Genomic DNA, 23,517 nt, shown 5'->3' on the forward strand with positions numbered 1-23,517 from the left:
CGGAAGTGCTCCGGAAGTGCTCCGGAAGTGCTCCGGAAGTGTCCTCCGGCGTTCGTGCCGCCGGAGCGGCCCCGGCTTGTCGCGGATCCTGCCGCGGCCTGGGTGGCACGGTTCGCGCGTGCGGCTCGCGGTGCGGCTCGCGCGTGCGGGCGCGGCGCTCCGCACAGCCGGTCCGGGCCGGGGCGGCGCGGCCTGGAGGGGCGGGCCTGCCGGGCGTGACGTGGTCCGGAGGGGTGGGCCTGCCTGGTGCGGCGTTGTCCGGACGGGGGTCTGTCGGCTGTGACGTGGTCCGGACGGGGGGATCTTCCGGCCGTGACGCCGTCCGCCCGGCGGGCCCCGTCGGGCGCGACGTCGCCCGCCCGGCCGGACCCAGCCGGCCGTGACGCCGCCCCCGAGACCCCGTTCGCCACCCCTCGCGCGGTCGCGGCGGCGCGGCCCGGCCGGAGGGGGTGCGGCCCGTCCCGGCGTGGTCGGGCTTCCCCGCCCCACCTCTTGTCTGATGTGGCATCAGGTACGACGATGGCCCCGCGCCCGTCGTATGACGGTGCGTCAGATTCACTCGGGAGGAGGCCGTACGGTGCCGATATCGCCCGCCGGGCCGCTGTCGTACGGGATGCAGCTGCCCATTCAGTCGCAGAGCACCATCTACGCCGAGGGGTGGGAGGCGGCGGCCGGGGCGGCCGATCTCGCCGAGATCGCCCGGACCGCCGACCGTACCGGCTTCGCCTACGTGGCGAGCTGTGACCACGTCGCGATCCCACGACGGCTCGCCGGAGTCATGGGCACCGTCTGGTACGACCCGGTCGCCACGCTCGCCTTCCTCGCCGGGGTCACCGAGCGGGTCCTGCTGATGAGCCATGTCGCGGTGGTCGGGCTGCGGCACCCGCTGGCGACCGCCAAGCAGTACGCCACCCTCGACCACCTCAGCGGCGGGCGGCTGATCCTCGGGGTCGGGGCCGGGCACGTGAAGGAGGAGTTCGAGGCGCTCGGGGCGGACTTCGCAGGGCGGGGCCGGGTGCTCGACGAGGCCGTCGACGCGCTGAAGGCGGCGCTCGGACCCGAGGAGTACCCGGAGTTCGCGGGGGAGCGGTTCGCCTTCTCCGGACTCGGGCAGCTGCCGCGTCCGGCTCAGGGGCAGGTCCCGGTCTGGGTGGGCGGCTCCTCGCCCGCCGCCGTGCGCCGGGCGGCCGTACGGGGCGACGGCTGGCTGCCGCAGGGCGACCCGAGGGAGAAGCTGCCCGCCCAGATCGCCCGGCTGAAGGCGCTGCGGGAGGCCACCGGGGTCGAGGAGCCGATCGTCATCGGCGCGATCACCGAGCCGCTGTACATCGGTGAGCCGGACTGGTCCGTCGGGCGGCGCACGCTCACCGGGAAGCCGGAGGTCCTCGCCGAGTCGCTGCGGGCCTACGCCGCGATGGGCGTCCACCAGATCCAGGTGCGGTTCCGCAGCCGGAGCCGTAGTGAACTCACCGACCAGATGGCGGCGTTCTCCGCCGAGGTCGCACCCCATATCGAAAGGTAGGAGGGCTGGTCATGGGCAAGCTGGACGGGCGGGTCGTGGTCATCAGCGGCGCGGCGCGCGGGCAGGGCGAGCAGGAGGCGCGGCTGTTCGCCGCCGAGGGGGCCAGGGTGGTGATCGCCGATGTGCTCGACGAACAGGGCGAGGCGCTGGCCGAGGAGCTGCGGGGCGAGCTGGGCAAGGAGGCCGCCCGCTTCGTCCACCTGGACGTGAGCCGGGAGGAGGACTGGCAGGCCGCGGTGGCCGTCGCGCAGGAGGCGTACGGGAAGATCGACGGGCTGGTCAACAACGCGGGCATTCTGCGGTTCAACGAGCTGGTGGACACGCCGCTGGCGGAGTTCCAGCAGGTGGTGCAGGTGAACCAGGTGGGGGCGTTCCTCGGGATCAGGAACGTGGCCCCCCGGATCGCGGAGGCGGGCGGCGGGACCATCGTCAACACCGCCTCGTACACCGGACTGACCGGGATGGCCTACGTGGGCGCGTACGCCGCCACCAAGCACGCCGTGCTCGGGCTGACCCGGGTGGCGGCGATGGAGCTGGCGCCGAAGGGGATCCGGGTCAACGCCGTCTGCCCCGGGGCGGTGGACACCGCGATGACCAATCCGGCCGCGCTGGACCCGTCCGCCGACCCGGAGGAGTCCAAGGAGGCGGTGGCCGAGCTGTACCGCAAGCTCGTGCCGCTGGGCCGGATCGGGCGGCCGGAGGAGGTGGCGGCCCTGGCGCTCTTCCTGACCTCGGAGGACTCCTCGTACATCACCGGACAGCCCTTCGTCATCGACGGCGGCTGGCTGGCGGGAGTCAGCCTGTTCTGAGCTCGATCTGACGGGGCGTCAGGTATTGACGGGTACCGATGCCGGTGGAACAGTCGGACGCATCACGATCTGACGAAGTGTCAGAAACAATTGAGGACGGTGAACTCCCTTGGAATTCGGACTCTTTGTACAGGGGTACGTGCCTGCCGCGCGGGCCAAGGTCGACCCGGAGGCGGAGCACAAGGCGCTGATCGAGGAGACCGAGTACGTCATCCAGGCGGACAAGTCCGGCTTCAAGTACGCCTGGGCCTCCGAGCACCACTTCCTGGAGGAGTACTCGCACATCTCCGCCAACGACGTGTACCTGGGGTACCTCGCCCACGCCACCGAGCGCATCCACCTCGGCTCGGGCATCTTCAACCCGCTCGCTCCGGTCAACCACCCGGTGAAGGTGGCCGAGAAGGTCGCCATGCTCGACCACCTCTCCGAGGGCCGCTTCGAGTTCGGCTCCGGGCGCGGGGCCGGGAGCCACGAGATCCTCGGGTTCATGCCGGGCATCACCGACATGAACCACACCAAGGAGCTCTGGGAGGAGACCATCGCCGAGTTCCCGAAGATGTGGCTCCAGGACGAGTACGTGGGCTTCCAGGGCAAGCACTGGTCACTGCCCCCGCGCAAGATCCTGCCCAAGCCGTACGGGAAGTCGCACCCGGCGATGTGGTACGCGGCCGGCTCGCCCTCCTCGTACGCGATGGCGGGGAAGAAGGGGCTCGGCGTGCTGGGCTTCAGCGTGCAGAAGGTCTCCGACATGGAGTGGGTCGTCGACTCCTACAAGAACGCGGTGAAGGAGGCCGAACCCGTCGGGGACTTCGTCAACGACAACGTCATGGTCACCTCCACGGCGATCTGCGCCGAGACGCACGCCAAGGCCGTCGAGATCGCGGTGGGCGGCGGGCTGAACTACCTCCAGTCGCTGCTCTTCCGCTACCACGACACCTTCCCCCGCCCCGAGGGCATCCCCGAGTGGCCCGAACTGCTCCCGGAGTACACCGAGGAGATCATCGAGCTGCTGATCGCCGAGGAGCTGATGATCTGCGGCGACCCGGACGAGGTGCTGCGGCAGTGCAAGCGGTGGGAGCAGGCGGGCGCGGACCAGCTGAGCTTCGGGCTGCCGATCGGGATCAGCCGGGAGGACACCCTGAACTCGATCCGGCTGATCGGTGAGCACGTGATCCCGGAGATCGACACGGACCCGGTGCACCGCACGACCCGGTTCCGCGACGCGGCGTAGCGACGCACGACAGCCGTACGTCCTTGACCAGCGGCGTCTTCCCGGACCGCCGCTCCGTGGGGCCGGGGTGCGTACCGCGGCCGTGCGCACCCCGGCCGCAACACCCCCGCCCCGCCCGTTACCCCGCCCCGCCCGTCATTCCTGCCCGTTCCGGAATCCGCAGGACCCGCAGCAGCAGAAGGGAAGCCCGTCCATGCTCGACCACCTCATCCGCGGAGCGACCGTCGTGGACGGCACCGGCGGGCCCTCGTACCGTGCCGACCTCGGCATCCGGGACGGCCGTATCGCCGTCATCGCCGAGCCGGGCACACTCACCGAGGAGGCCGTGACCAGCGAGGACGCCACCGGACTCGTGCTCGCCCCCGGTTTCGTCGATCCGCACACCCACTACGACGCCCAGCTCTTCTGGGATCCGTACGCCACCCCGTCGATGAACCACGGCGTCACCACCGTCGCCGGGGGCAACTGCGGCTTCACCCTCGCCCCGCTCCACCCGGACCGCCCCGAGGACGCCGACTACACCCGCCGGATGATGGCCCGGGTGGAGGGCATGGCCCTCAAGGCGCTGGAGGAAGGCGTCGAATGGAGCTGGTCCAGCTTCCGCGAGTACCTCGACGCGCTTGAAGGACGGATCGCGGTCAACGCCGGATTCATGGTCGGGCACTGCGCCCTGCGCCGCCACGTCATGGGCGCCGACGCGGTCGGCGGGCAGCCCACTCCCGCCCAGCTCCACACCATGCTCGCGCTCTTCCACGACGCGATGGACGCGGGCGCCTGGGGCCTGTCCACCACCCAGTCCTCCACCCACTCCGACGGCGACGGCCAGCCCGTCGCCTCCCGGCACGCCGGGCCCGAGGAGCTCCTCGCCCTCTCCCGGGCGGTCGGCGAGCACGAGGGCACCCAGCTCGAAGCGATCGTGGCGGGCTGCCTCGACCAGTTCTCCGACGAGGAGATCGAGCTGCTGGTCGACATGACCGCCACCGCCGGACGCCCGCTGAACTGGAACGTCCTCACCATCGACGCCGCCGTCCCCGAGCGCGTGCCGCGCCAGCTGGTGCCCAGCGAACGGGCCCGCCGGGCCGGTGGCCGGATCGTCGCGCTCACCATGCCGATCCTCACCCCGATGAACATGTCGCTCGGCACCTTCTGCGCCCTGAACCTGATACCCGGCTGGGGCGAGATCCTGGCCCTGCCCGTCCCCGAGCGCATCGAGCGGCTGCGTGACCCGGAGACCCGGGCCGAGATGCTGCGCCGCGCCGGGAGCAAGGAGGCCGGGGTCTTCCGCCGCCTCGCCGACTTCGCCCGGTACGTCATCGGCGACACCTACAGCGCCGCCAACGAGGGCCTGACCGGCCGCGTCGTACGCGACATCGCCGCCGAACGCGGCCAGGACCCCTTCCACTGCCTCGTCGAGATCTGCGCCGCCGACGAGCTGCGTACGGTGCTGTGGCCGATGCCCACCGACAACGACCCGGCCTCCTGGGCGCTGCGCCGCGAGACCTGGGAGCACGAGGACGTCATGCTCGGGGGCTCCGACGCGGGCGCGCACCTGGACCGGATGTGCGGCGCCCCGTACACCACCCGTTTCCTCGGCGACTGTCTGCGCGGGCGGAAGCTGGTCCCGCTGGAGCGGGCCGTGCGGATGCTCACCGACGACCCCGCCCGGCTGTTCGGGCTCCGTGAGCGCGGCCGGATCGAGGAGGGCTTCCACGCCGACCTCGTCCTCTTCGACCCGGAACGCATCGACGCCGGGCCCGCCACCCTCGTCCACGACCTGCCCGGGGACTCCCCGCGCCTGGACTCCAGGGCGATCGGCATCGTCTCGGTGCGGGTCAACGGGGTGGAGACGCTGCGCGACGACAAGGTGACCGGCGCGGTCCCCGGTACGGTGCTCCGCTCCGGCCGCGACACCCGGACGGTGAGCACCGCATGAGCGGTACGGACGACGGGAAGAGGCGGCTCTTCATCGGCGGGCGGTGGACAGAGCCCGAGCACGGCCACTACGAGGTGATCGACCCGGCCACCGAGCAGGTCGTCGGCCTCGCCCCCGAGGCGAGCCGCGCCCAGGTGCACGCGGCTGCCGCCGCCGCCCGGGAGGCCTTCGCCACCTGGTCGCGCACCCGCCCCGAGGAGCGGGCCGAGATCCTGGACCGGGCGGCCGGTCTGATCCTGCGCGACCTGGACGGCAACGCCGCCCTCGCCCGCGCGGAGAGCGGCGCCACCACCGGGACCGCCCGGGGCATGCAGGTCGCGGTGGGCGCCGCCCGGTTCCGCCGGTACGCGAAGGGGGCGCTGGAGCCGGTCGAGGAGGCGGTGGCCCCGCAGATCAACGAGGCCGGGCCGATGGGCCGGGCGGGCGTCTTCGGGGCGATCGCGGTACGCCAGCCGGTCGGCGTCGTCTCCTGCATCACCTCGTACAACAACCCCTGGGCCAACCCGGCGGGCAAGGTGGCGCCCGCGCTGGCCATGGGCAACACGGTGGTGGTGAAGCCCGCCCCGCAGGACCCGCTCTCCGTCTACCGGATGGCCGAGGCGCTGGAGGCGGCGGGCGCCCCGCCCGGGGTCGTCAACGTCGTGACCGCCTCCGGCCCCGAGGCGGGCGAGGCCGCGGTCGACTCCCCGGACGTCGACATGGTGAGCTTCACCGGCTCCACCGCCGTCGGGCAGCGGATCGCCGAGGTGTGCGGGCGGTCCATGAAGCGGCAGCTGATGGAGCTGGGCGGCAAGGGTGCCGCGGTCGTGCTGGAGGACGCGGACCTGGACGCGGCGGCGGCCGGCATCGGCACCACGTTCTCCTTCTACAGCGGCCAGATCTGCACCGCCCCGACCCGGGTGCTCGTGCAGCGCGGCGTCCACGACGCCCTGCTCGCGAAGCTCGCCGCCTACGCCGGGCACCTGAAGGTGGGCGACCCGGCGGCCCGCGGCACGGTCGTCGGCCCGTTGATCTCCGCGGCGCACCGCGACCGCGTCGAGTCGTACATCGAGCTGGGCCGGAAGGAAGGGGCGCGGGTCGTCACCGGCGGCGAGCGCCCGGCCGGGCCCGGATTCCATGTCGCCCCGACCCTCCTCGCCGACTGCACCAACGACATGCGGGTGGTCCGCGAGGAGATCTTCGGCCCGGTCGTCGTGGTCGTCCCCTTCGACGACGAGGAGGAGGCCGTCGCGCTGGCCAACGACAGCGACTACGGGCTGATCGACTACGTCTGGTCCTCGGACGTGGCCCGCGCCTTCCGGGTGGCCCGGCGCCTGCGCGCCGGAGGGGTCGGCGTGAACACCATCGGACGCAACATGGAGGCCCCGTTCGGCGGCTTCAAGCGGAGCGGTGTGGGCCGCGACGTCGGCTCGTACGCCCTGCACGCGTACAGCGAACTTCAGTCGATCGTCTGGCCGGGCTGAGGCGGGGCGCCCCCCCCGGCCGGGCGGAAGGCCGGGGGGCGTGCCGGACGTCACGGGAAATTTTGGAACAGGGCAAATCGGACACTGCTGCGGTAATCGTACGGCGTCGCGATCTCCACTTGACCTTGCATCAGAAGGCAAGCGTCGCGTGTACCCTTCAATTAAATCCTGGGGCCCTGAGTTGTTGCCTTATATTCAAGGATGAGACGGCGGAGTCTCACCCACAAAATGTGGAAATCGCAGGGTTTACCGTCCTTTTCATGACTGAGCTGGACGTGCGGCCACGGGCCGGAGACACGGCGCGGGGCGGCGACGCTCCGGCCGATGGGGGCGTGCGGGGCAAGGGGCTCGGCGGCAACTCCGTCGGGCTGATGGGCAGTGCGGTGATCGGCATCTCCACCGTCGCTCCCGTCTACTGCCTCACCTCCACCCTCGGTTCCACCGCGGGCGAGGTCGGCCTGCAGATGCCCGCCGTCTTCCTCGCGGGCTTCCTGCCGATGCTGCTCGTCGCCTTCGCGTACCGCGAGCTGAACAAGGCCATGCCGGACTGCGGCACCTCCTTCACCTGGACGGTGAAGGCGTTCGGGCCGAAGCTCGGCTGGATGTGCGGCTGGGGTCTGGTGATCGCGACGATCATCGTCCTGTCGAACCTGGCGGGCGTCGCCACCTCGTTCTTCTGGCTGCTCGCGGGCGAGGTCACCAACAGTGACGCGATCGCCGCCCTGGACGACAACAAGGCCGTCCACATCGTGACCTGCCTGGCCCTGATCGCGGTCGCCACGGCGGTCAGCTACCGGGGGATGACGGCCACCAAGGGTCTTCAGTACGCCCTGGTGGCGCTCCAGCTCGTGGTGCTCGCGCTGTTCGTGGTGATGGCGCTGCAGAAGGCGAACAGCGGCGCGTTCGCCACCTCGATGGACTTCTCCTGGTCCTGGCTGAACCCGTTCGCCGTGAAGTCCTTCGCCACGTTCACCGCCGGACTGTCCCTGTCGATCTTCATGTTCTGGGGCTGGGACGCCTGTCTGACCGCCAACGAGGAGACCACCGGCAGCGAGAAGACCCCCGGGCGGGCCGCGCTGATCGCGATGGTCGTGCTCGTCGGCTCCTACCTGGCGACCGCGGTCGCCGCGCAGATGGCCGTCGGCTCCGGCACCTCCGGCCTGGGCCTGGCCAACTCCGCCACCTCGGACAACGTCTTCGCCGCGCTCGCGGGCCCGATCATGGGCCCTGGCCTGGGCGTCCTGCTGTTCGTCGCGGTGCTCGCCTCGGCCGCCGCGAGCCTGCAGACCACCTTCATCCCGGTGGCCCGTACGGTGCTCGCGATGTCCACGTACGAGGCCCTGCCCGCCTCGTACGCCCGCGTCCACCCGAGGTTCCGCACCCCCGGCAAGGCCACCATCACGGCGGGCGTCGCGACCGGCGCCTTCTACACGGTCATGACCCTGGTCAGCGAGCACGTCCTGGTCGACACGATCTACGCGCTCGGCCTCATGATCTGCTTCTACTACGCGCTGACCGCCTTCGGCTGCGTCTGGTTCTTCCGTGCCGACCTGACCCGCTCCTTCCGCGACCTGATCTTCAAGGGCCTGTTCCCGGGGGTCGGCGGCCTCCTGCTCACCGCGGTCTTCGGCAAGACCCTCTACGACATGTGGAACCCGGCCTACGGCTCCGGCTCCTCGGTCTTCGGGGTCGGCTCGGTCTTCGTCATCGGTGTCGGGCTGCTGCTGCTCGGGGTGGTGCTGATGCTGGTGATGCAGCGCCGCAGCCCGGCGTTCTTCCGCGGCGAGGTCCTGACCCGCGAGACGCCCTCGCTGGTCGTCGAGGACTGAGCGGCCCCCTGCGGAGACGGGGCGCGCGTGGCCGGAATTAATCCGGTGCGCACGCCCCGGGACCGGGTTACGGTTCCGGCATGTTCTTCATGTATCAGATCTACGGCTGACACCAGGCGGGGCACGTCCCCCGCCCGGCCCGAGTGCGCGCCCGCGGTGTTTTCGACCCGCGCGGCCGACGCACCGGGCTGTCATGCCGTCCTCCACCACAGATCTGAAATGAGTGATCCTCATGTCACGCACGTCCCGTCGCCGTGCCCATATCGCGATGATCGGCATCCCGGCCGTCAGCCATGTCCTGCCGAGCCTCGAAGTCATCCGCGAGCTGGTCGCCCGGGGCCACCGGGTGACGTACGCCAACTCCCCGGCGGTCGCCGGGCTGATCGAGGCCACCGGCGCGGAGTTCGTCCCCTGCGACTCCGTCCTCCCGGTCGCCGACAACGACTGGCCCGAGGACCCCATCGGGGCGATGGGCCTCTTCCTCGACGACTCGGTCCAGGCCCTCCCGCGGTTGCGGGCCGCCTACGACCCCGACCCCGCCGACCTGTACCTGTACGACATCGGCGCCTTCGCCGCCCGCGCCCTCGCCGAGCGGCAGAACCGCCCCTTCATGCAGCTGTCCCCCACCTACGTGGCCTGGCACGGCTACGAGGAGGAGGTCGCGGCGCACATCTGGGCGCTGCCGGGCGCCGACGCGTACCGGGCGAGGTTCGACCGATGGCTGGCCGAGTGCGGGGCGGCGACCACCCGGATGGAGGTCTTCTGCGGCCGGCCCGAGAACACCCTGGCGACCATCCCGAAGGCGATGCAGCCCCACGGGGACCGGGTCGACACCAGCACGGTCACCTTCGTCGGCCCCTGCTTCGGCACGCGGGTGCAGGACGGTACCTGGACGCGTCCGGCCGGTGCGGAGAAGGTCCTGCTGGTCTCGATGGGCTCGGCGTACACCCGGCTGCCCGCGTTCTACCGCCGGTGTCTGGCCGCGTTCGGCGGCCTTCCGGGCTGGCACGTGGTGCTCCAGATCGGGAAGTACACCGACCCGGCGGATCTTGGTGAGATTCCGGCCAATGTCGAGGTGCACTCCTGGGTGCCGCAGCTCGCGATCCTGGAGCAGGCCGACGCCTTCGTCACCCACGCGGGGATGGGCGGCAGCAGTGAGGGGCTGTTCACCGGTGTGCCGATGATCGCGGTGCCCCAGTCCGCCGACCAGCCCACCAACGCCGACCGGCTGGTCGAGCTGGGCGTGGCCCGCCGCATCGACACCGAGGAGGCCACCGCCGAGGCCCTGCGTACGGCCCTCCTGGAGCTCGACGCCGACCCGGAGGTGGCCCGCCGCTCGGCGCGGCTGAAGGCCGACGCCCGCGCGGAGGGCGGCACGCAGCGGGCCGCCGACCTGATCGAGGAGATGCTGGGCCGGTCCGCTGACCGGAACTGACGGCGTGGGCTGATGGCGTGGGCCGACGGCATGGGCTGGTGGCCCGAGTCGATGACTCATGTCGATGACCCGAGCCGATGATCCGAGCCGATGATCCGAGCCGATGATCCGAGCCGATGGTGTGAGCTGATGGCTTGAGCCCGGCCCCGGTCGTGGTCCTGGTCGTGGTCAGGAGGGCGCGCCGCCGCCCTCCTCGGCCGCGACCTGGGCCAGGGTCCGCCCCGTACGGGCCGAGCGGGCGCGGTAGGGGTCGGGGGTGTCCGGTCCGGCGTGGGTGGCCCGGCCGTCCTTGGCCTTGATCAGCAGCCATACCTCCTCGCCGGGGACGGAGGGCCCGTCGCCGCCCTTGAAGCGGGTGAGGGCGAATTCGCCGTGCAGCTTGGTCCCGTCGAGCCAGAAGGTCGCGTGCCCGTCCTCCAGGGACTGTTCGAACGGCACGGGCTCGCCCCACCGGTCGTGGCTGAGCGGCCGGTAGGTGCCCTGGTCCCAGACGATGACCGTGCCGCCGCCGTACTCGCCCCGGGCGATCACGCCCTCGAAGGTGCGGTACTCCAACGGGTGGTCCTGGGTCGGCACGGCCAGCCGCCGCACCCGGGGGTTCTCCGAGGGGCCGCGCGGTACGGCCCAGGACTTCAGTACGCCCCCGACCTCCAGCCGGAAGTCGAAGTGCATCCGCCGCGCCTGGTGGATCTGTACGACGAAGCAGGGGGCCGGGCCCGCCGGTCCGCCGTTGCCGGTCCTGTCCATCCGACACCTCCTCCGGCCGCCCCCGCCGGTGGTCCCTTCCACTGTGCCGCACCCGTCCCCGCACCGCAGCGCAGGTATCTCGCCATCAAGTATCTCGGCATCGATTATCTTGACATCGAGACTGTTTGCCGGGCAGGCTTCCCGGGGTTCCAGATCTCCGGGGGTGCGGCATGGGGCGAGGCGGCGGGAGCGAGGCGGGCGGCGAAGGCGGCAGGCCGGTGCGCGGGAGTGGTGGCGGGCCGGGCCTGCTGGCCCAGCTGCGTCATCCGCCGGGCGGCCGTGACGCCCGGATCATGCTGCTCGCCCTGGCGGTGGACCGGACCGGCTCCGGGCTGTGGGCCGCGTCCTCGGTCCTCTACCTCACCTTCGTCACGCATCTGAGCGCCCAGCAGACCGGCGTCCTGCTGGGCGCCGCCGGAGTCGCGGGCATCGTCGGATCGCCGCTGGCCGGATGGCTGGCCGGCCGCCTCCCCGTGCGCATGCTGCTGATCGGCTGCCATCTGCTCCGGCTGGTGACCCTCGGCCTGGTCCTGGCCTGTGCGGGCTTCGGGGCGCTGCTGCCGGTCGTCGCGGTGACGTACCTGGGAGACAGGGCCGCGAAGACCCTGGAGATGCTCTTCGCCACCCGGGTGGCCGGTGAGCGGCGCGTGGCCTACCAGGCGCTGTCGCGCAGTGCCGCCAACGCGGGCTACGGCGTCGGCGCCGGGGTCGCCGCCCTCGGTCTCGCGGTGGGCACCACCGACGCGTACCGTGCCCTGATCCTGGGCAACGCGCTCTCCTTCGCCGTCGCCGCCGCACTGGTGTGGCGTACCGCCGAACCGGCGCGGGGTCCGGTGCCCGGAGCCCCGGCCGGTCCCGCGGGAGGGCCCGCCTCCGGCTCCGGGCGCCGTCCGGGTCCGTGGCGGGACCGGGGCTACCTCCGCTTCGTCCTGCTGGACATCCCGATGAACCTCGACGACTCGGTCCTCGGCGTCGGCCTGCCGCTGTGGCTGGTGAACCGCACCTCCGCGCCGCACGCCCTGGTCCCGGTCTTCCTCGTCCTCAACACCGTGCTGGTCGTGGTGCTCCAGCTGAGCGTGTCGAAGCGCGCCGAGGGCCCGCGCCGGGCGACCCGGGCGCTGCTGCTGTACGGGGGGCTGATGCTGGTCTGCTGCGTGTTCATGGCCCTGGCCACCCGGGGCGGGGCGTGGGTGGCCGCGGTGGTGCTGCTCGCGGCGGCGCTGCTGGTGACGCTGGCGGAACTGATGCGCTCGGTGAGTTCCTGGGAGCTGGCGGTGCTGCTCGCGCCGGAGGACGCCCGCGCCGCGTATCTGGGCGTGGCCGGAATGGCGCAGTCCGTCCAGAAGTCCGCCGGGCCGCCCCTGCTCACGGGGGTGGTGATGGCCGCCGGTCCGGTGGGGTGGCTGGTGCTCGGGGCGGCGGTCGCGGGGCTGGCGGTGGCGCAGAACCGGATCTGCGCCCGTCGCCTCGGCGTCGGCCCGCCCCGTACGGAGGCCGTCGCTCACTGATGATTAGGTAGACTGGTCTACCTAATCAGTGATGGCAGGGAGGCGGACGGCGTGGGCGAGCCGACGACGGACGGGCAGCGGCCGGTGAAGCGGCGGCGCGGAGCGGCGCGCGGCCGGATCCTCGACGCCGCCGCACGCCGCTTCTACGCGGACGGGGTGACGGCGACGGGGATCGACACGATCACGGCCGAGGCCGGGGTCGCGAAGATGAGCCTCTACAACAACTTCGGCTCCAAGGCCGATCTCGTCCGCGCGTACCTCATGGCCCGGCACGAGGAGTGGCTGGGCCTCTACGAGCGGCGGCTGACCGCCGCCGCCCCCGGACCGGCGGCGGTGCTGGCCGTCTTCGACGCGTACGCCGACCACGCCGAACTGGCCTACGAGCAGGGCTTCCGGGGCTGCGGGCTGCTGAACGCCGCCGCCGAACTGCCCGCCGGGCACCCGGGCCGTGCGGTCGTCCGCGCGCACAAGGAAGAGGTCGAGGGACTGCTCGCCGCGCACCTGCGGGAGCTGCTGCCCGGACAGGAGGAGCGGGCCCGGAGCACGGCGGAGCACCTGGCGTTCCTGCTGGAGGGTGCCGTGGTCCGCGCGGGCCTGGAGGGTGACTCCACCCGTGTCCGGCATGCCCGGGAGCTGGCATCGTCCCTGATGGCGGCCCTGTGACCGGGGGTACGGGGCAGGGGCGAGTGCTGTGGGGGCGGCAAGGACCGCCGGGGCCGGGGCGGGCGTCCTCGCCGTGCTGCTGGCCTCCGTGCTCTGGGGCACCACCGGCACCGCGGCCACCCTCGCGCCCGGGGTGGGCCCGCTGGCGATCGGCGCCGCCGCGATGGGCCTGGGCGGACTGCTCCAGGCGGCGATGGCGGGGCGCGGCATCGTACGGTCCCGGCACCGGCTGGCGGCGCGGTGGCCGACCGTACTCGTCGGCGGTGTGGGGGTGGCCCTGTACCCGCTGGCGTTCTACACCTCGATGCACCTGGCCGGGGTCGCGGCAGGGACGGTTGTGTCCATCGGCTCGGCCCCGCCCGCCTCGGCGCTGATCGAGCGGCTGGCCGACGGCCGTCGGCTGTCCCGGCGCTGGCTGGCGGGCGCCGCCCTGGGCCTGGCCGGTACGGCCCTGCTCTGCGCGGCCGAGGCGGTCCACGGCGGACCCGCCGGTACGGGCTCTGCCGGGCGGACCGTCCTGGGCGTGGCCCTCGGCCTGGTCGCGGGCGTCACCTACGCCGGGTACGCCTGGGCCGCGCACCGTCTGATCACCCGGAACGTTCCCGCGCGCGCGGCCATGGGCGCGGTGTTCGGCCTCGGCGGGCTGATGCTCCTGCCGGTCCTGGCGGCCACCGGAGCGCCGTTGACGGCCTCCTGGACCAACGCGGGCGTCGGTCTCTACATGGCCGTGGTCCCGATGTTCACCGGCTACGTCCTGTTCGGCTACGGCCTCGCCCGGATTCCGGTCAGCACGGCGACGACCCTGTCCCTGCTGGAGCCCGCCGTGGCGGCGGTGCTCGCGGTGCTGGTCGTGGGCGAGGTGCTGCCCGCCCCCGGCTGGGCGGGCGTCGTCCTCGTCCTCGCCTGCCTCGCCGTACTCACCACCCCCTCCCGCCGGGCGCGGGCCCGTGTTCCCGCGTCCGTCCCCGTCACCGGGGCCGGGTCCGTCCCCGTCACCGGACGCGGGCCCGCCCCGAAAATCGATGGAACGGCGCCGCGCTCGTAACTACCCTGCTGCCCATAGCAGTTGTCGAGACAAAGGGCGTTCCGTTGTACACCGTGTGAGACCCCCCGAGAGCTGATCTGTCGCGCGTCGCGCTGAGGCGTCGCGCTCCTTTTTGCTACGGATTTCTCACTGAAACCGGTGTATTCCTGTGCTCGAAAACTGGGTGGTCATGCCCACCTGCCTGCCGCTCGTCCTGCGCCGTTGCCACATCTGCGCGTCCGGCCGATTCCGGACGCACGGCAAGTTCCGGGTCAACGCGAACCACAAGCTCATCGACGCCTGGCTCCTCGCGCTCTGCACCTCCTGCGGGGAGACCACGAAGCTCACGGTCCTGGAGCGGACGAACGTCCGCTCCGTGCGGCCCGGACTGCTGGACCGGATGCACGGCAACGACGCCACCCTGGCGGCCGAACTCCTCCAGGACTCCGCCCTGTTGCGCCGTAACCACATCGCTCTCGACTGGGGCGGTGCCTGGCGCCTCGACACCGGCGGGCCGATCGGTGCGCGGCGCGAGGCGATCGATGTGTCGGTCCGGTTCGCGGCACGGATACCCGTCCGGCCGGTCCGGCTGATCGCCGAGGGCTGCGGTCTGTCCCGGGCCGAGGCGGAGCGGCTGATCGAGGCGGGGAAGCTCGTCTCGGCGGGCCGTCTGACCGGCAGGCTCTCCGGCGACTTCACCTTCACGCTCAGGCGCTGATCCCGCCCGGGCCCCGCGTGCCGCCGCCGCTACCGCGTGGTGGCGGCACGCAGGAGCCTGAGCTGCCCGATCTCGGCCACGTTCTTCATCAGCTCGGAGTTCACCCAGGCCGCCATGTCGGCGACGGTGTACTCCGGGTCGTCCTGCCGGGGAAACGGGGCGGGGGAGTCGAGGTCCGCGTCGGTGAGCCCGTCCAGGACGCCCAGCCACTTCCCGCGCAGCTCCCGCAGCCACGCGACGGCACCACGGGCGTCACCGGGCCACGTCACATCGCGACGGTCCCGGGGAAGACGGCCCTGCGCGTGCTCGACCGTCGCGTCCCACCACCAGCCGATGTGCCAGCTCAGCCAGCCGATCGTCGGCACGGGCACGGGCTCGGGCTCGGTGTCCGCCCAGTCCGGCAGCCACCTCCCGTCGGGCTGCCGACGCACGGTCCAGCACAGCGCGGCCGGTTCCCACAGCATGTCGTCGGGAACCAGCCGCTCCAGGTGGTACTCGAAGAGCGCCCAGGTCAGGTCGAACTGCCCACGCAGTACGTCGCCTCGCGAAGATTCCACCGGGCGACCCTCTCACAGCTTCCCCTTTTGCACGGCGCACGGCATACGTTGGGGCCACGGGGTCCTCGGACACACCGGACCACCAGACCACTGGACCAACGGCTCACCGCGCACCGCTTACCGCTCAGCGCTCACCGGCTCACCAACACCGGTTCGCCGGTTCACGACGGAGGTGTCCTCACATGCGGATCGGCACGACCATCTTCCTCACCGACCGGACGATCACCCCGCTGCGGCTCGCCCGCGCGCTCGAACAGCGCGGCTTCGGCGGCCTCTACCTGCCCGAGCACACCCATATCCCGGTGAGCAGGGACTCCCCGTACCCGATGGGCGGCGAACTCCCGGCCGAGTACGGCCGCACGCTGGACCCCTTCGTCGCCCTGGCCCAGGCCGCCGCCGTGACAGAACGCCTCACGCTGGGCACCGGCATCACCCTCGTCGCCCAGCACGACCCGATCGCCCTGGCCAAGCAGATCGCCACCCTCGACCACGTATCGGACGGCCGCTTCACGCTGGGCGTCGGCTACGGCTGGAACGTGGAGGAGGCCGCGGACCACGGCGTCCAGTGGCCCGCCCGCCGTGAACTGGTCCGCGACCGCCTCGCCCTGATGCGCGCCCTGTGGGCGGACCGGCCCACCGCGTACGAGGGCGAGTTCGGCTCCGTACGGGCAAGTGACGCCTACCCCAAGCCCGTTCAGCCGCCGCGCGGCCCGGTCAACGGCCCGCGCACCCTGCTCGGCGGTGCGGCGGGACCGAAGCTCTTCGCGCACATCGCGGAGTTCACCGACGGCTGGCTCCCGATCGGCGGCGGGGGCCTGACCGACGCCCTCCCGAAGCTCCGCACGGCCTGGGAGGCCGCTGGCCGCGACCCGCACCACCTCCAGGTCGTCCCGTACGCCGTCCTGCCGACCCCCGGCAAGCTGTCCCACTACGCGGACCTGGGCATCGAGGAAGTCGTCCTCCAGCTTCCCCCGGCAGCGGAGCCGGAGGTCCTGCGCACCCTGGACGCGTACGCGGAGTACCTCTGACCTGCGCGGGGTCAGTTCTCGGGCGGCCGGACGAACGTGTGGCTCCGTTCCACCTTGGCCACGTGCAGGGTGTAGTTCCGGTACCACTCGTCCCGTCCGCGCCGCTGGGCCATGCGGTGTTCGGTGTGGGAACGCCATTCCGCGAGGGCGTCGGCGTCACGGAAGTAGCCGACGGTGATGCCCAGCCCGCCGGGGGTCTGCGCGTGGTCCATCCCCAGGTACCCGGGGATGTCCTTCACCAGCTCCTCCATGCGGGCGTTGGTCTCGCGGTAGCCGTCCTGTTCCTGGGTGCGCACGGTGGTGAAGACCGCTGCGTAGTAAGGAGGTTCATGGGCGGGGACGGGCGTGACGGGTGCCTTCGGCTGATCGCTCATGGCGCCACCGTACGGGCTGGGGCACACGGTGCGGAATCCGTCCGGGCGGGTCACCGGACCGGTTCGCTGAAGCATCTGGAGTCCGTGCCGTGGCCCCGGCCGGAGACCGTGCGGGGCCGTTCGTGCTCTATGGGCTCGAACCGGTTCGGACGGGCCGAAGGCGAAGAGGCGGCGGGGGATGTTGGACACCTCGAAGGGTCCGTCGGCGTGTGGTTCCCTCCGCGCGCCGCCCTCACCGGTCCCTACGCCGGGAATCTCCGCGCGGTCGATCCGCTCGCGCTGCTCGGCGAGCCCGGCGAGGCAGCCTCCCCCGAGGAGCAGGAGCACGACCGCCCAGGCGGTGAGCACCGCGTGGCGGAGGAGCCAGGACCCCGTCCGCTTCGCATCCTCACGGCCGCAGTCCGGCGAGGAGGGACGGGAGCTTGCGCATGTCGTCGAAGACGACGGTGTCCGGGCCCTCCAGCCAGTGGGCCGGGGTGAGGCCGCCCGCGTAGCCGAACGCGCGCATCCCCGCCGAACGGGCCGCCTGGACCCCGTACGTGCTGTCCTCGACGACGACGCAGGCGGCCGGGGAGACGCCCATCCGGTCGGCCGCGTGGAGGAAGAGGTCGGGGGCCGGTTTGCCGTGGGCGACCTCGGTCGCGGAGAAGATGCGGCCCTCGAAGCGGTCGTGGAGCCCCGTACGGCCGAGGGTGTGGCGCATCTTCTCGTGGCTGCCGCTCGACGCCACGCAGGTGGGGAGCGTGATGCCGGCCAGCGCCTCGTGGATGCCGTCCACCGCGACGAGCTCGGCGTCGACGGCGGCGCGGTGGAGGTCCTTGAAGCGCTGCTGCCAGGCGGCGGACCTGCCCGGCAGGCGGGCCTCGACCAGTTCGCCGACCGACTTGTCGGACCGCCCGACGAACTTCTCGATGACCTCCTGCGCCGTCAGCGGCCAGCCCAGCTCGGCTCCCACCTCGACCTGGATACGGACGGCGAGCGGCTCGCTGTCGACGAGCACGCCGTCGCAGTCGAATATGACGAGTTCGGGAGAGGGAGGAGTGACCATTCGGTCAGGATAGGGCGGTGCGACGACATGACCGCGAGGTTCCTCGCCCGGTCCTCGCCCGGTCCTCGCGCGGCCGTCGGGCCGCATGGCCGAGGAGCGGACGGCGGGCAGGCTCCGGAACGGCCCCGGCTCGGGCCGGTGGGCGGAGCCCGGCCGCGGCCTCGCCGCCCTCGGCCTCGGCCTCGGCACGGAGGAGGTCGGAACCGCGCCGCCTGACGGACCGGCACCGCCTGACGGACCCGGCGGACCCGAAGGGCCTGAAAGTCCTGAACCCACCTTCGTGTCCGTGCGCGAAAGATGCCTCGGAAACCCCGGTGACCAGCCGTGACACCTGTGCGATCATCATGTGCGCTCGTCTTCACACATGACTCACATACGGCTTGAACTCGCCGGTGTGTCACCGCTCCGGGGGGAACGGACATGCTCACTCACTCACGCACACGCCTGCGTACGCGCGCGAGATCCGGGCGGTACGCCGCCCGCTCCGCGCTTCTGCTCGCACTGTCCGTCCTGGTCTCACTGCTCGTGCCCACCGGAGCCGCCACCGCCCAGGAAGCCGGGGCCGCCACCGCGCAGGAAGCCGGAGCCGACTGCGCCCACCCGCCGCTGAACGGGTACAACGCGGCCCCGACCGCGGCCGATCCGGCCAGCTACTGCCGTACCTTCACCGCTCCCGCCGCCGGGCGCTACGACGCGTACGCCGTCCGGGACGACGGCTACCGCACCCCGCTCCGCGTCGAGGACGCGACCGGTACGGCCGTCTGCGAGTACTGGATCACCTGCACCCTCCCGGCCGCGGGCGAGTACACCGTGCGCACCGAGTCCGCGAGCCTGGTCATCGACCGCTCCGCCACCACCGGCTGCGAACCGGCCGGACTCGGCGTGTACCGCGGCTCGTTCGCCGCCGCCGGTGAGACCGACTGCCTGTCCCTGCCGCTCCCCGCCGGTGCGCAGTTCGCCGCGCTGGAGCCCCTCTACAACGGCGCCCCGCACCCGGCCGTGACCCTGGTCGACGCGGACAGCGTCGAGCTCTGCTACCAGCCGTCCGGCTACGGGAACGGCACCTGCGGACTCACCGGCAAGGGCCCCTTCCGCGCCCTGATCGTCAACGACGGCACCGCGAAGCCGACCGGCCCGTACACGCTGTCGCTGCACCGCACCGACACGGCCGACGGCTGCCAGGTCCTCCCGGCGGGCGACTTCACCGCCACGTCGCGCACCGCCCGCGCCACCACCGGCAACGGCGCCTTCGTCGACTGCCTGACCATCCCGGCCGCCGACCACAGCGCCACCGAGATCGTCCAGCTCCAGGCCGCCCCCGGCACCGCTTCCTCCGCCCAGTTCGTCGTCGTGGACACCCAGGGCAAGGAGAGCTGTTCCAGCTACACCCCCGCCACCTCCTTCTGGACCGCGTGCGCGCTCACCCCCGGTGTCGCCCACACCGTCCTGGTCACCGGCCGCGACACCCCCGCCGAGTACGTCGTGACCCGCCGCGACATCACCGCGAGTGCCGAGGGCTGCGCCGCGAACCCGGCCACCGAGCCCGGCGGTGCCTCCGCCGAGGGCACCCTCGGCGCCCCCGGCGAGCTGCGCTGCCGCCAGGTCACCACCGCCGACGCCCGGGACGTCCTGCACATCAACGCCCGTGACGCCCTGGGCACCGCGAACGTCGCGGTGTACGGCGACGACGGGACCGGCGGCGGCCGGTGCGAGACCGGCCAGGCGTGCGCCGTCACCGGCTCCACGAGCTACCGGGCCGTGGTCTCCGTCCCGCCCGCCAAGCAGACCGCCGACACCTACCGCTTCGACGCCGTGCGCATCGCGGGCGCGGACGGCCCGGCCGCCGCGTGCGACCGGGCGCAGAGCGTGGCGTACGGCTACGGCCCGGTCACCGGCACCCTCGACGAACAGCACAGCACGGTGTGCGCCGCGCTGCCCACCGTGTACAGCGACCGCTTCACGATGGACATCAGCGACACGGCCGGAGCGGCCGACACGGCCGTGCCCGCGCTCTACGACCCGAGCCTCGACAACGGCTGCTCGTACTCCGTCACCAAGGGCCACGAGTGCCGGGTGATCGAGAGCTACTCCCGCGAGCAGACCCCGAGCATCCTGGTGCTCTCCCTGCCGGAGAAGGCGCCGACGACCTCGTACAAGGCCGCGGCGGTCTGCTCGGGGCTCTGCGGCATGGAGCGGATCACCTTCACCCGGATCTCCCCGAACACCGGTGTCACCAGCGGGAAGACCACCGTCACGCTCACCGGCACCGCCCTGCACCTGAACTCCCGCGTCGTCCTGCGCAACGGCACCCGCGAGATCACCGGCACCACCCTCGCCGTCTCGCCCGACCGCCGTACCCTCACCGCCGAGCTGGACCTGACCGGCGCGCCCGAGGGCGCCTGGACCGCGACCCTCCTCAGCCCCTCCGGCGGCGAGTACGGCACGCTCGCCTTCACCGTCGCCCCGCCCCCGCTCCGCAACACGGCACCCCCCGGCATCGGAACGGCCGCCCGCGTCGAGCAGGTCCTCACCGCGGCCCCCGGCACCTGGACGCCCGCCCCGACGTCCTACAGCTACCAGTGGTACGGGGACGGAAAGCCGATCAGCGGCGCGACCCGCTCCTCGTACGCGGTCCCGGTCACCCTGTACGGGAAGAAGGTCGGCGTCACCGTCACCGCCCACCGCACCGGCACGGCGGACGTCGCGGCCTCCTCGGCGACGCTCACCGTCGGCAAGGGCGATCCGCTCGGCTGTGTGGCCGCCCCGGCGATCAAGGGCACCGTGAAGGTGGGCGCCAAGCTGACCGCCGCGAACGGCACGTGGGCCCTGCCGCCCACCTCGGTCGCCTACCGGTGGAACGTGGACGGCAAGCCGGTCTCCGGCGCGACCTCCGCCACCTACACCGTCCCGGCCTCACTGCTGGGCAAGCGGCTCAGCCTCACGGTCACGGCCCGCCTCAACGGCTACGCGGACGGAGTGGTGAACACGGCCGGGGTGAAGGTCGCCACCGGCAGCGCGCCCACGGCCACCAAGAAGCCCACCGTCTCGGGCACCGCGAAGGTCGGCCGCGTCCTCAAGGCCGCCCACGGCACCTGGTCGCCCGCCCCGACGTCGTACGCCTACCAGTGGTACGCCAGCGGCAAGGCGATCTCCGGCGCCACCAAGTCCTCGCTGACCCTCAAGTCCGCCCAGCGCGGCAAGAAGATCACGGTCAAGGTGACGGCCCGTCGCACCGGCCACGCCAACGGCAGCGCCACCAGCGCGGCCACCAAGGCGGTCGCCCGCTGACGAGCGGATCCGCCGCCGCGCCGACCGCCTTCGGGGATCTGCCCCGGAGGCGGTCTTCCGTTGCCCTTTCGGGCAGTGTGCGGACCGTTTTCGTCGAGCCGACTTGCCCGCGGTGCGGTGAATACCAGGCTTGATACCGAACTTTGCCGAACGTTGGTGACCTCGGGGGGAAACCGTGCTGCGTATCCACTTCACCGGCAGAGACCTGGAGAACGTGCGCATCGCGCGCCGGCCGGACCCGCTCTGGGAGATCGTCTGCAGCATCTGCTGCCTCCAGCACCGTGAGGGCACGCTCGCGTTCGGCGAGTGGCGTCAGTCGGCGGGCCGTCTGCTCCGCCGGGGCGGTACGGCCCGCGAGGCGGCCACGAAATTACGCACCCTCATGCCGCGCGCCGCCTACTTCCCGGACTTCCTCACCCCACCCGTCGAGGAGGACTCCGACGACCTCGGCACCTACGGTCTGCACTCCGGTGTCGAACGTGTCCTCGCCACACCGAAGCGCCGGCTGCGCGAGGAACTGACCCTGCTGTCGGCAAGCGGCGGAAGCCCGTGGGCGGGCGCGGAGCTGGCCCGGGGAGACACCGGGTACCTGACCGACCTCGGTACGCAACTGCACGCGTATCACCGGGAGTTCATCGCACCGACCTGGAACCGCATGGGCGCCGCGATCGCCGCCGACACCGCCCTGCGTACCCGGGCCCTGGCTCACGGCGGAACGCGGGCGCTGCTGGAGAGCCTGCGGCCGATGGCGGTCTGGGAGCCGCCCGTGCTGACCGCGCGCTACCCGGTCGAACGGGATCTCCACCTCGGGGGGAGAGGGCTGCTCCTGGTCCCGTCGTACTTCTGCTGGCGCGATCCGGTCACGCTGGTGGACGAGGGGCTGCTGCCGGTGCTCATCCATCCGATCGACCACACGGCCGCCACGTCCGCCGCCTCGGCGGCCTCCCTGACCCGGCTGATGGGCCCGGCCCGTGCCGCGCTCCTGTACGAGACGGCGGTGCGTCCCTCCGCCTCCACCTCCGAACTCGCCGAGGCGACCGGCTTCTCCCTGCCCAGCGTCAGCCAGCAGCTCGCGGTGCTCCGCGAGGGCGGCCTGGTGGTCAGCCGCCGCGACGGCAAACGGGTCCGCCACGCGGCGACCCCACTGGGCCGCCGCCTCCTCCAGGGAAACTGACGGGGCCCGGAAGCGGCACCGTGACACACCGTGCACACCGCTGGCGCCGAAGCCGGCCGCACGCGGGAACGCTGAGGGTTCCTGGTGAGTTGGCCGGACATGGCGAACATGGTGGTGCAGATCTCCGGGGTGGCCGTCGGGCTGGCCGTGGCCCTGTTCCTCGCGGACCGCGTCCTGTTATGGATGGAGCGGCGCGGGTGGATCTACTGGCGCAAGCGGAAGGGGCTGTCGTCCATCGGCGCCGACTTCCTCCAGGGGATAGATCCCGGTGCGCAGGCCGCGAAGCGTGCCATGGAACAGGAACGTGTCCGCAAGAACGTCAGACCGGCGGAGGAGCCGCCCGTCCGCGTGGACCTGGACGCGGGAACGGTACGCATCCGCCTCACCGGGCAGGACGGAAAGGAGAAGTAGAGGCCGGGCGGACGACGGGCGTACGGGCCTCCCTGTCGCGGGCCCCGGCGGCTGGTTGATCAGATGACGCGCGGGATGGTCTCGCCGCGCTTGGTGGACCAGTTCGTGACGATGGGCTTGTCCACGGTCGCCATGTCGGGGAGCTCGACCTCGGCCGGGTCGGGGTCGTTCTCGGTGGTGGCGATGATGACGCGGTCGAACTCCGTGCCGCCCTCACCCTCGGTGGTCTTGGGGTTGATCCCGGCGTACGCGACGGCGGAGCCGGAGAGCTTGATCGGGTCTTCGCCGCCCTGCCCGACGGGGGAGGCGACACCGTCGGCGTTGGAGCCGAAGGAGACGCTGGGGGTGTTCACGTCGAGGTAGCAGGTGATGCCGGACTTGGCCTTGGCGGTGACGAGGTAGTGGCTGAGGGGCTGGGCCTCCCATGTGACCGTGAAATCAAGGTCGTTGGTGCCGCAGGACTGTCCGTAGCCGCTCTTCTCGCCGTTGGCGGAACCGGACTTGGAGGCGGAGCCGCCGGAGTCGGTTCCCTGGGCCGAGGAGCTGTCGCCGGAGGAACCGCCGCTCCCTTCCTTGTCGGCGGAGGAGACGGCGGAGGGGGCCGTGGAACCGATGGCGTCCGCGTTGTCCTCGGGGTCGCAGGCGGTGGTGGTGGCGGCGAGGGCCGTCACGGCCGCGGCGGCCAGGATGAGGCGGGTGGACCGGGCGGCGAGACGCGAACGCATCATGTTCTCCAGCGGCTGTCGGTGGGGCTC

20 protein-coding genes are annotated in these 23,517 nt (G+C 72.2%); 15 read left to right on the forward strand and 5 right to left on the reverse strand.

What is annotated here, in order from left to right; all coding sequences use genetic code 11:
* Positions 1–577 precede the first annotated feature (577 nt).
* From ACFVWY_RS21830 to ACFVWY_RS21860, 7 genes are all read left to right on the forward strand, one after another.
* Positions 578–1,522, forward strand: a complete 945-nt coding sequence (locus ACFVWY_RS21830) for an LLM class F420-dependent oxidoreductase (RefSeq protein ID WP_389874898.1) — start codon at positions 578–580, stop codon at positions 1,520–1,522.
* 11 nt (positions 1,523–1,533) lie between these two features.
* The gene (locus ACFVWY_RS21835; protein ID WP_389874901.1) at positions 1,534–2,331 is read left to right on the forward strand and encodes an SDR family NAD(P)-dependent oxidoreductase; all 798 of its coding nucleotides are present in this window, start codon (positions 1,534–1,536) and stop codon (positions 2,329–2,331) included.
* Between the two features lie 109 nt (positions 2,332–2,440).
* Positions 2,441–3,562, forward strand: coding sequence for an LLM class flavin-dependent oxidoreductase (locus ACFVWY_RS21840; protein ID WP_389874904.1), 1,122 nt, complete (start codon positions 2,441–2,443; stop codon positions 3,560–3,562).
* A 193-nt stretch (positions 3,563–3,755) separates the two neighbouring features.
* Positions 3,756–5,495 (forward strand): amidohydrolase family protein, encoded by a 1,740-nt coding sequence (locus ACFVWY_RS21845; protein ID WP_389874906.1) that lies wholly within the window; start codon positions 3,756–3,758, stop codon positions 5,493–5,495.
* On the forward strand, positions 5,492–6,958 hold the full coding sequence (locus tag ACFVWY_RS21850; protein WP_389874909.1) for an aldehyde dehydrogenase family protein: 1,467 nt from the start codon (positions 5,492–5,494) through the stop codon (positions 6,956–6,958). Before ACFVWY_RS21845 ends, ACFVWY_RS21850 begins: the two co-directional genes overlap by 4 nt.
* Before the next feature lie 260 nt (positions 6,959–7,218).
* Positions 7,219–8,787, forward strand: coding sequence for an APC family permease (locus ACFVWY_RS21855; RefSeq protein ID WP_389874912.1), 1,569 nt, complete (start codon positions 7,219–7,221; stop codon positions 8,785–8,787).
* 232 nt (positions 8,788–9,019) lie between these two features.
* A complete protein-coding gene (locus ACFVWY_RS21860; RefSeq protein WP_389874915.1) occupies positions 9,020–10,222 on the forward strand; it encodes a macrolide family glycosyltransferase in 1,203 nt (400 codons plus the stop codon).
* A gap of 168 nt (positions 10,223–10,390) precedes the next feature.
* On the opposite strand, the gene ACFVWY_RS21865 is transcribed toward ACFVWY_RS21860, so the two are convergent.
* Positions 10,391–10,969 carry a DNA polymerase ligase N-terminal domain-containing protein gene (locus ACFVWY_RS21865; protein ID WP_389874918.1) on the reverse strand — a complete coding sequence of 193 codons (579 nt, stop codon included), beginning with the start codon at positions 10,967–10,969 and terminating at the stop codon, positions 10,391–10,393.
* A gap of 218 nt (positions 10,970–11,187) precedes the next feature.
* On the opposite strand from ACFVWY_RS21865, the gene ACFVWY_RS21870 reads away from it, so the two are divergent.
* The 4 genes from ACFVWY_RS21870 to ACFVWY_RS21885 all read left to right on the forward strand — a co-directional run bounded on the left by ACFVWY_RS21870 (position 11,188) and on the right by ACFVWY_RS21885 (position 14,882).
* The gene (locus ACFVWY_RS21870; protein ID WP_389874920.1) at positions 11,188–12,477 is read left to right on the forward strand and encodes an MFS transporter; all 1,290 of its coding nucleotides are present in this window, start codon (positions 11,188–11,190) and stop codon (positions 12,475–12,477) included.
* 51 nt (positions 12,478–12,528) lie between these two features.
* Positions 12,529–13,140: a TetR/AcrR family transcriptional regulator gene (locus ACFVWY_RS21875; RefSeq protein WP_389874923.1), complete on the forward strand. Its 612-nt coding sequence runs from the start codon at positions 12,529–12,531 to the stop codon at positions 13,138–13,140.
* Between the two features lie 28 nt (positions 13,141–13,168).
* On the forward strand, positions 13,169–14,185 hold the full coding sequence (locus tag ACFVWY_RS21880) for a DMT family transporter (protein ID WP_389874926.1): 1,017 nt from the start codon (positions 13,169–13,171) through the stop codon (positions 14,183–14,185).
* Positions 14,186–14,354: 169 nt separating this feature from the next.
* Positions 14,355–14,882: a DUF1062 domain-containing protein gene (locus tag ACFVWY_RS21885; protein WP_389874929.1), complete on the forward strand. Its 528-nt coding sequence runs from the start codon at positions 14,355–14,357 to the stop codon at positions 14,880–14,882.
* A 29-nt stretch (positions 14,883–14,911) separates the two neighbouring features.
* On the opposite strand, the gene ACFVWY_RS21890 is transcribed toward ACFVWY_RS21885, so the two are convergent.
* The gene (locus ACFVWY_RS21890) at positions 14,912–15,439 is read right to left on the reverse strand and encodes a DinB family protein (protein WP_389874931.1); all 528 of its coding nucleotides are present in this window, start codon (positions 15,437–15,439) and stop codon (positions 14,912–14,914) included.
* A 182-nt stretch (positions 15,440–15,621) separates the two neighbouring features.
* Here ACFVWY_RS21890 and ACFVWY_RS21895 point away from each other — a divergent pair, with 182 nt between their 5' ends.
* Positions 15,622–16,467 carry an LLM class F420-dependent oxidoreductase gene (locus ACFVWY_RS21895; RefSeq protein ID WP_389874933.1) on the forward strand — a complete coding sequence of 282 codons (846 nt, stop codon included), beginning with the start codon at positions 15,622–15,624 and terminating at the stop codon, positions 16,465–16,467.
* Between the two features lie 11 nt (positions 16,468–16,478).
* Here ACFVWY_RS21895 and ACFVWY_RS21900 read toward each other — a convergent pair whose 3' ends face one another.
* Positions 16,479–16,841, reverse strand: a complete 363-nt coding sequence (locus ACFVWY_RS21900; RefSeq protein WP_389874936.1) for an antibiotic biosynthesis monooxygenase family protein — start codon at positions 16,839–16,841, stop codon at positions 16,479–16,481.
* A 388-nt stretch (positions 16,842–17,229) separates the two neighbouring features.
* Entirely contained in the window at positions 17,230–17,889 is a 660-nt protein-coding gene (locus tag ACFVWY_RS21905; RefSeq protein ID WP_389874938.1) for an HAD family hydrolase, read from the reverse strand.
* Positions 17,890–18,309: 420 nt separating this feature from the next.
* On the opposite strand from ACFVWY_RS21905, the gene ACFVWY_RS21910 reads away from it, so the two are divergent.
* From ACFVWY_RS21910 to ACFVWY_RS21920, 3 genes are all read left to right on the forward strand, one after another.
* Positions 18,310–21,177 carry a hypothetical protein gene (locus ACFVWY_RS21910; protein WP_389874940.1) on the forward strand — a complete coding sequence of 956 codons (2,868 nt, stop codon included), beginning with the start codon at positions 18,310–18,312 and terminating at the stop codon, positions 21,175–21,177.
* Between the two features lie 175 nt (positions 21,178–21,352).
* A complete protein-coding gene (locus ACFVWY_RS21915) occupies positions 21,353–22,351 on the forward strand; it encodes an ArsR/SmtB family transcription factor (protein ID WP_389874942.1) in 999 nt (332 codons plus the stop codon).
* Positions 22,352–22,435: 84 nt separating this feature from the next.
* Positions 22,436–22,762 carry a hypothetical protein gene (locus tag ACFVWY_RS21920; RefSeq protein ID WP_389874944.1) on the forward strand — a complete coding sequence of 109 codons (327 nt, stop codon included), beginning with the start codon at positions 22,436–22,438 and terminating at the stop codon, positions 22,760–22,762.
* Positions 22,763–22,821: 59 nt separating this feature from the next.
* Here ACFVWY_RS21920 and ACFVWY_RS21925 read toward each other — a convergent pair whose 3' ends face one another.
* Positions 22,822–23,487, reverse strand: coding sequence for a hypothetical protein (locus ACFVWY_RS21925; RefSeq protein ID WP_389875060.1), 666 nt, complete (start codon positions 23,485–23,487; stop codon positions 22,822–22,824).
* Between the last annotated feature and the right edge of the window lie 30 nt (positions 23,488–23,517).

This window comes from Streptomyces sp. NPDC058195 (assembly GCF_042883525.1).
Taxonomy (GTDB): Bacteria; Actinomycetota; Actinomycetes; order Streptomycetales; family Streptomycetaceae; genus Streptomyces.

Coding starts and splice junctions, on each gene's coding strand:
- ACFVWY_RS21835 (WP_389874901.1), top strand. CDS start 1,534: ATGGGCAAGCTGGACGGGCGGGTCGTGGTCATCAGCGGCGCGGCGCGC.
- ACFVWY_RS21845 (WP_389874906.1), top strand. CDS start 3,756: ATGCTCGACCACCTCATCCGCGGAGCGACCGTCGTGGACGGCACCGGC.
- ACFVWY_RS21850 (WP_389874909.1), top strand. CDS start 5,492: ATGAGCGGTACGGACGACGGGAAGAGGCGGCTCTTCATCGGCGGGCGG.
- ACFVWY_RS21855 (WP_389874912.1), top strand. CDS start 7,219: ATGACTGAGCTGGACGTGCGGCCACGGGCCGGAGACACGGCGCGGGGC.
- ACFVWY_RS21860 (WP_389874915.1), top strand. CDS start 9,020: ATGTCACGCACGTCCCGTCGCCGTGCCCATATCGCGATGATCGGCATC.
- ACFVWY_RS21865 (WP_389874918.1), bottom strand. CDS start 10,969: ATGGACAGGACCGGCAACGGCGGACCGGCGGGCCCGGCCCCCTGCTTC.
- ACFVWY_RS21885 (WP_389874929.1), top strand. CDS start 14,355: ATGCCCACCTGCCTGCCGCTCGTCCTGCGCCGTTGCCACATCTGCGCG.
- ACFVWY_RS21895 (WP_389874933.1), top strand. CDS start 15,622: ATGCGGATCGGCACGACCATCTTCCTCACCGACCGGACGATCACCCCG.
- ACFVWY_RS21900 (WP_389874936.1), bottom strand. CDS start 16,841: ATGAGCGATCAGCCGAAGGCACCCGTCACGCCCGTCCCCGCCCATGAA.
- ACFVWY_RS21905 (WP_389874938.1), bottom strand. CDS start 17,889: ATGGTCACTCCTCCCTCTCCCGAACTCGTCATATTCGACTGCGACGGC.
- ACFVWY_RS21910 (WP_389874940.1), top strand. CDS start 18,310: ATGCTCACTCACTCACGCACACGCCTGCGTACGCGCGCGAGATCCGGG.
- ACFVWY_RS21925 (WP_389875060.1), bottom strand. CDS start 23,487: ATGCGTTCGCGTCTCGCCGCCCGGTCCACCCGCCTCATCCTGGCCGCC.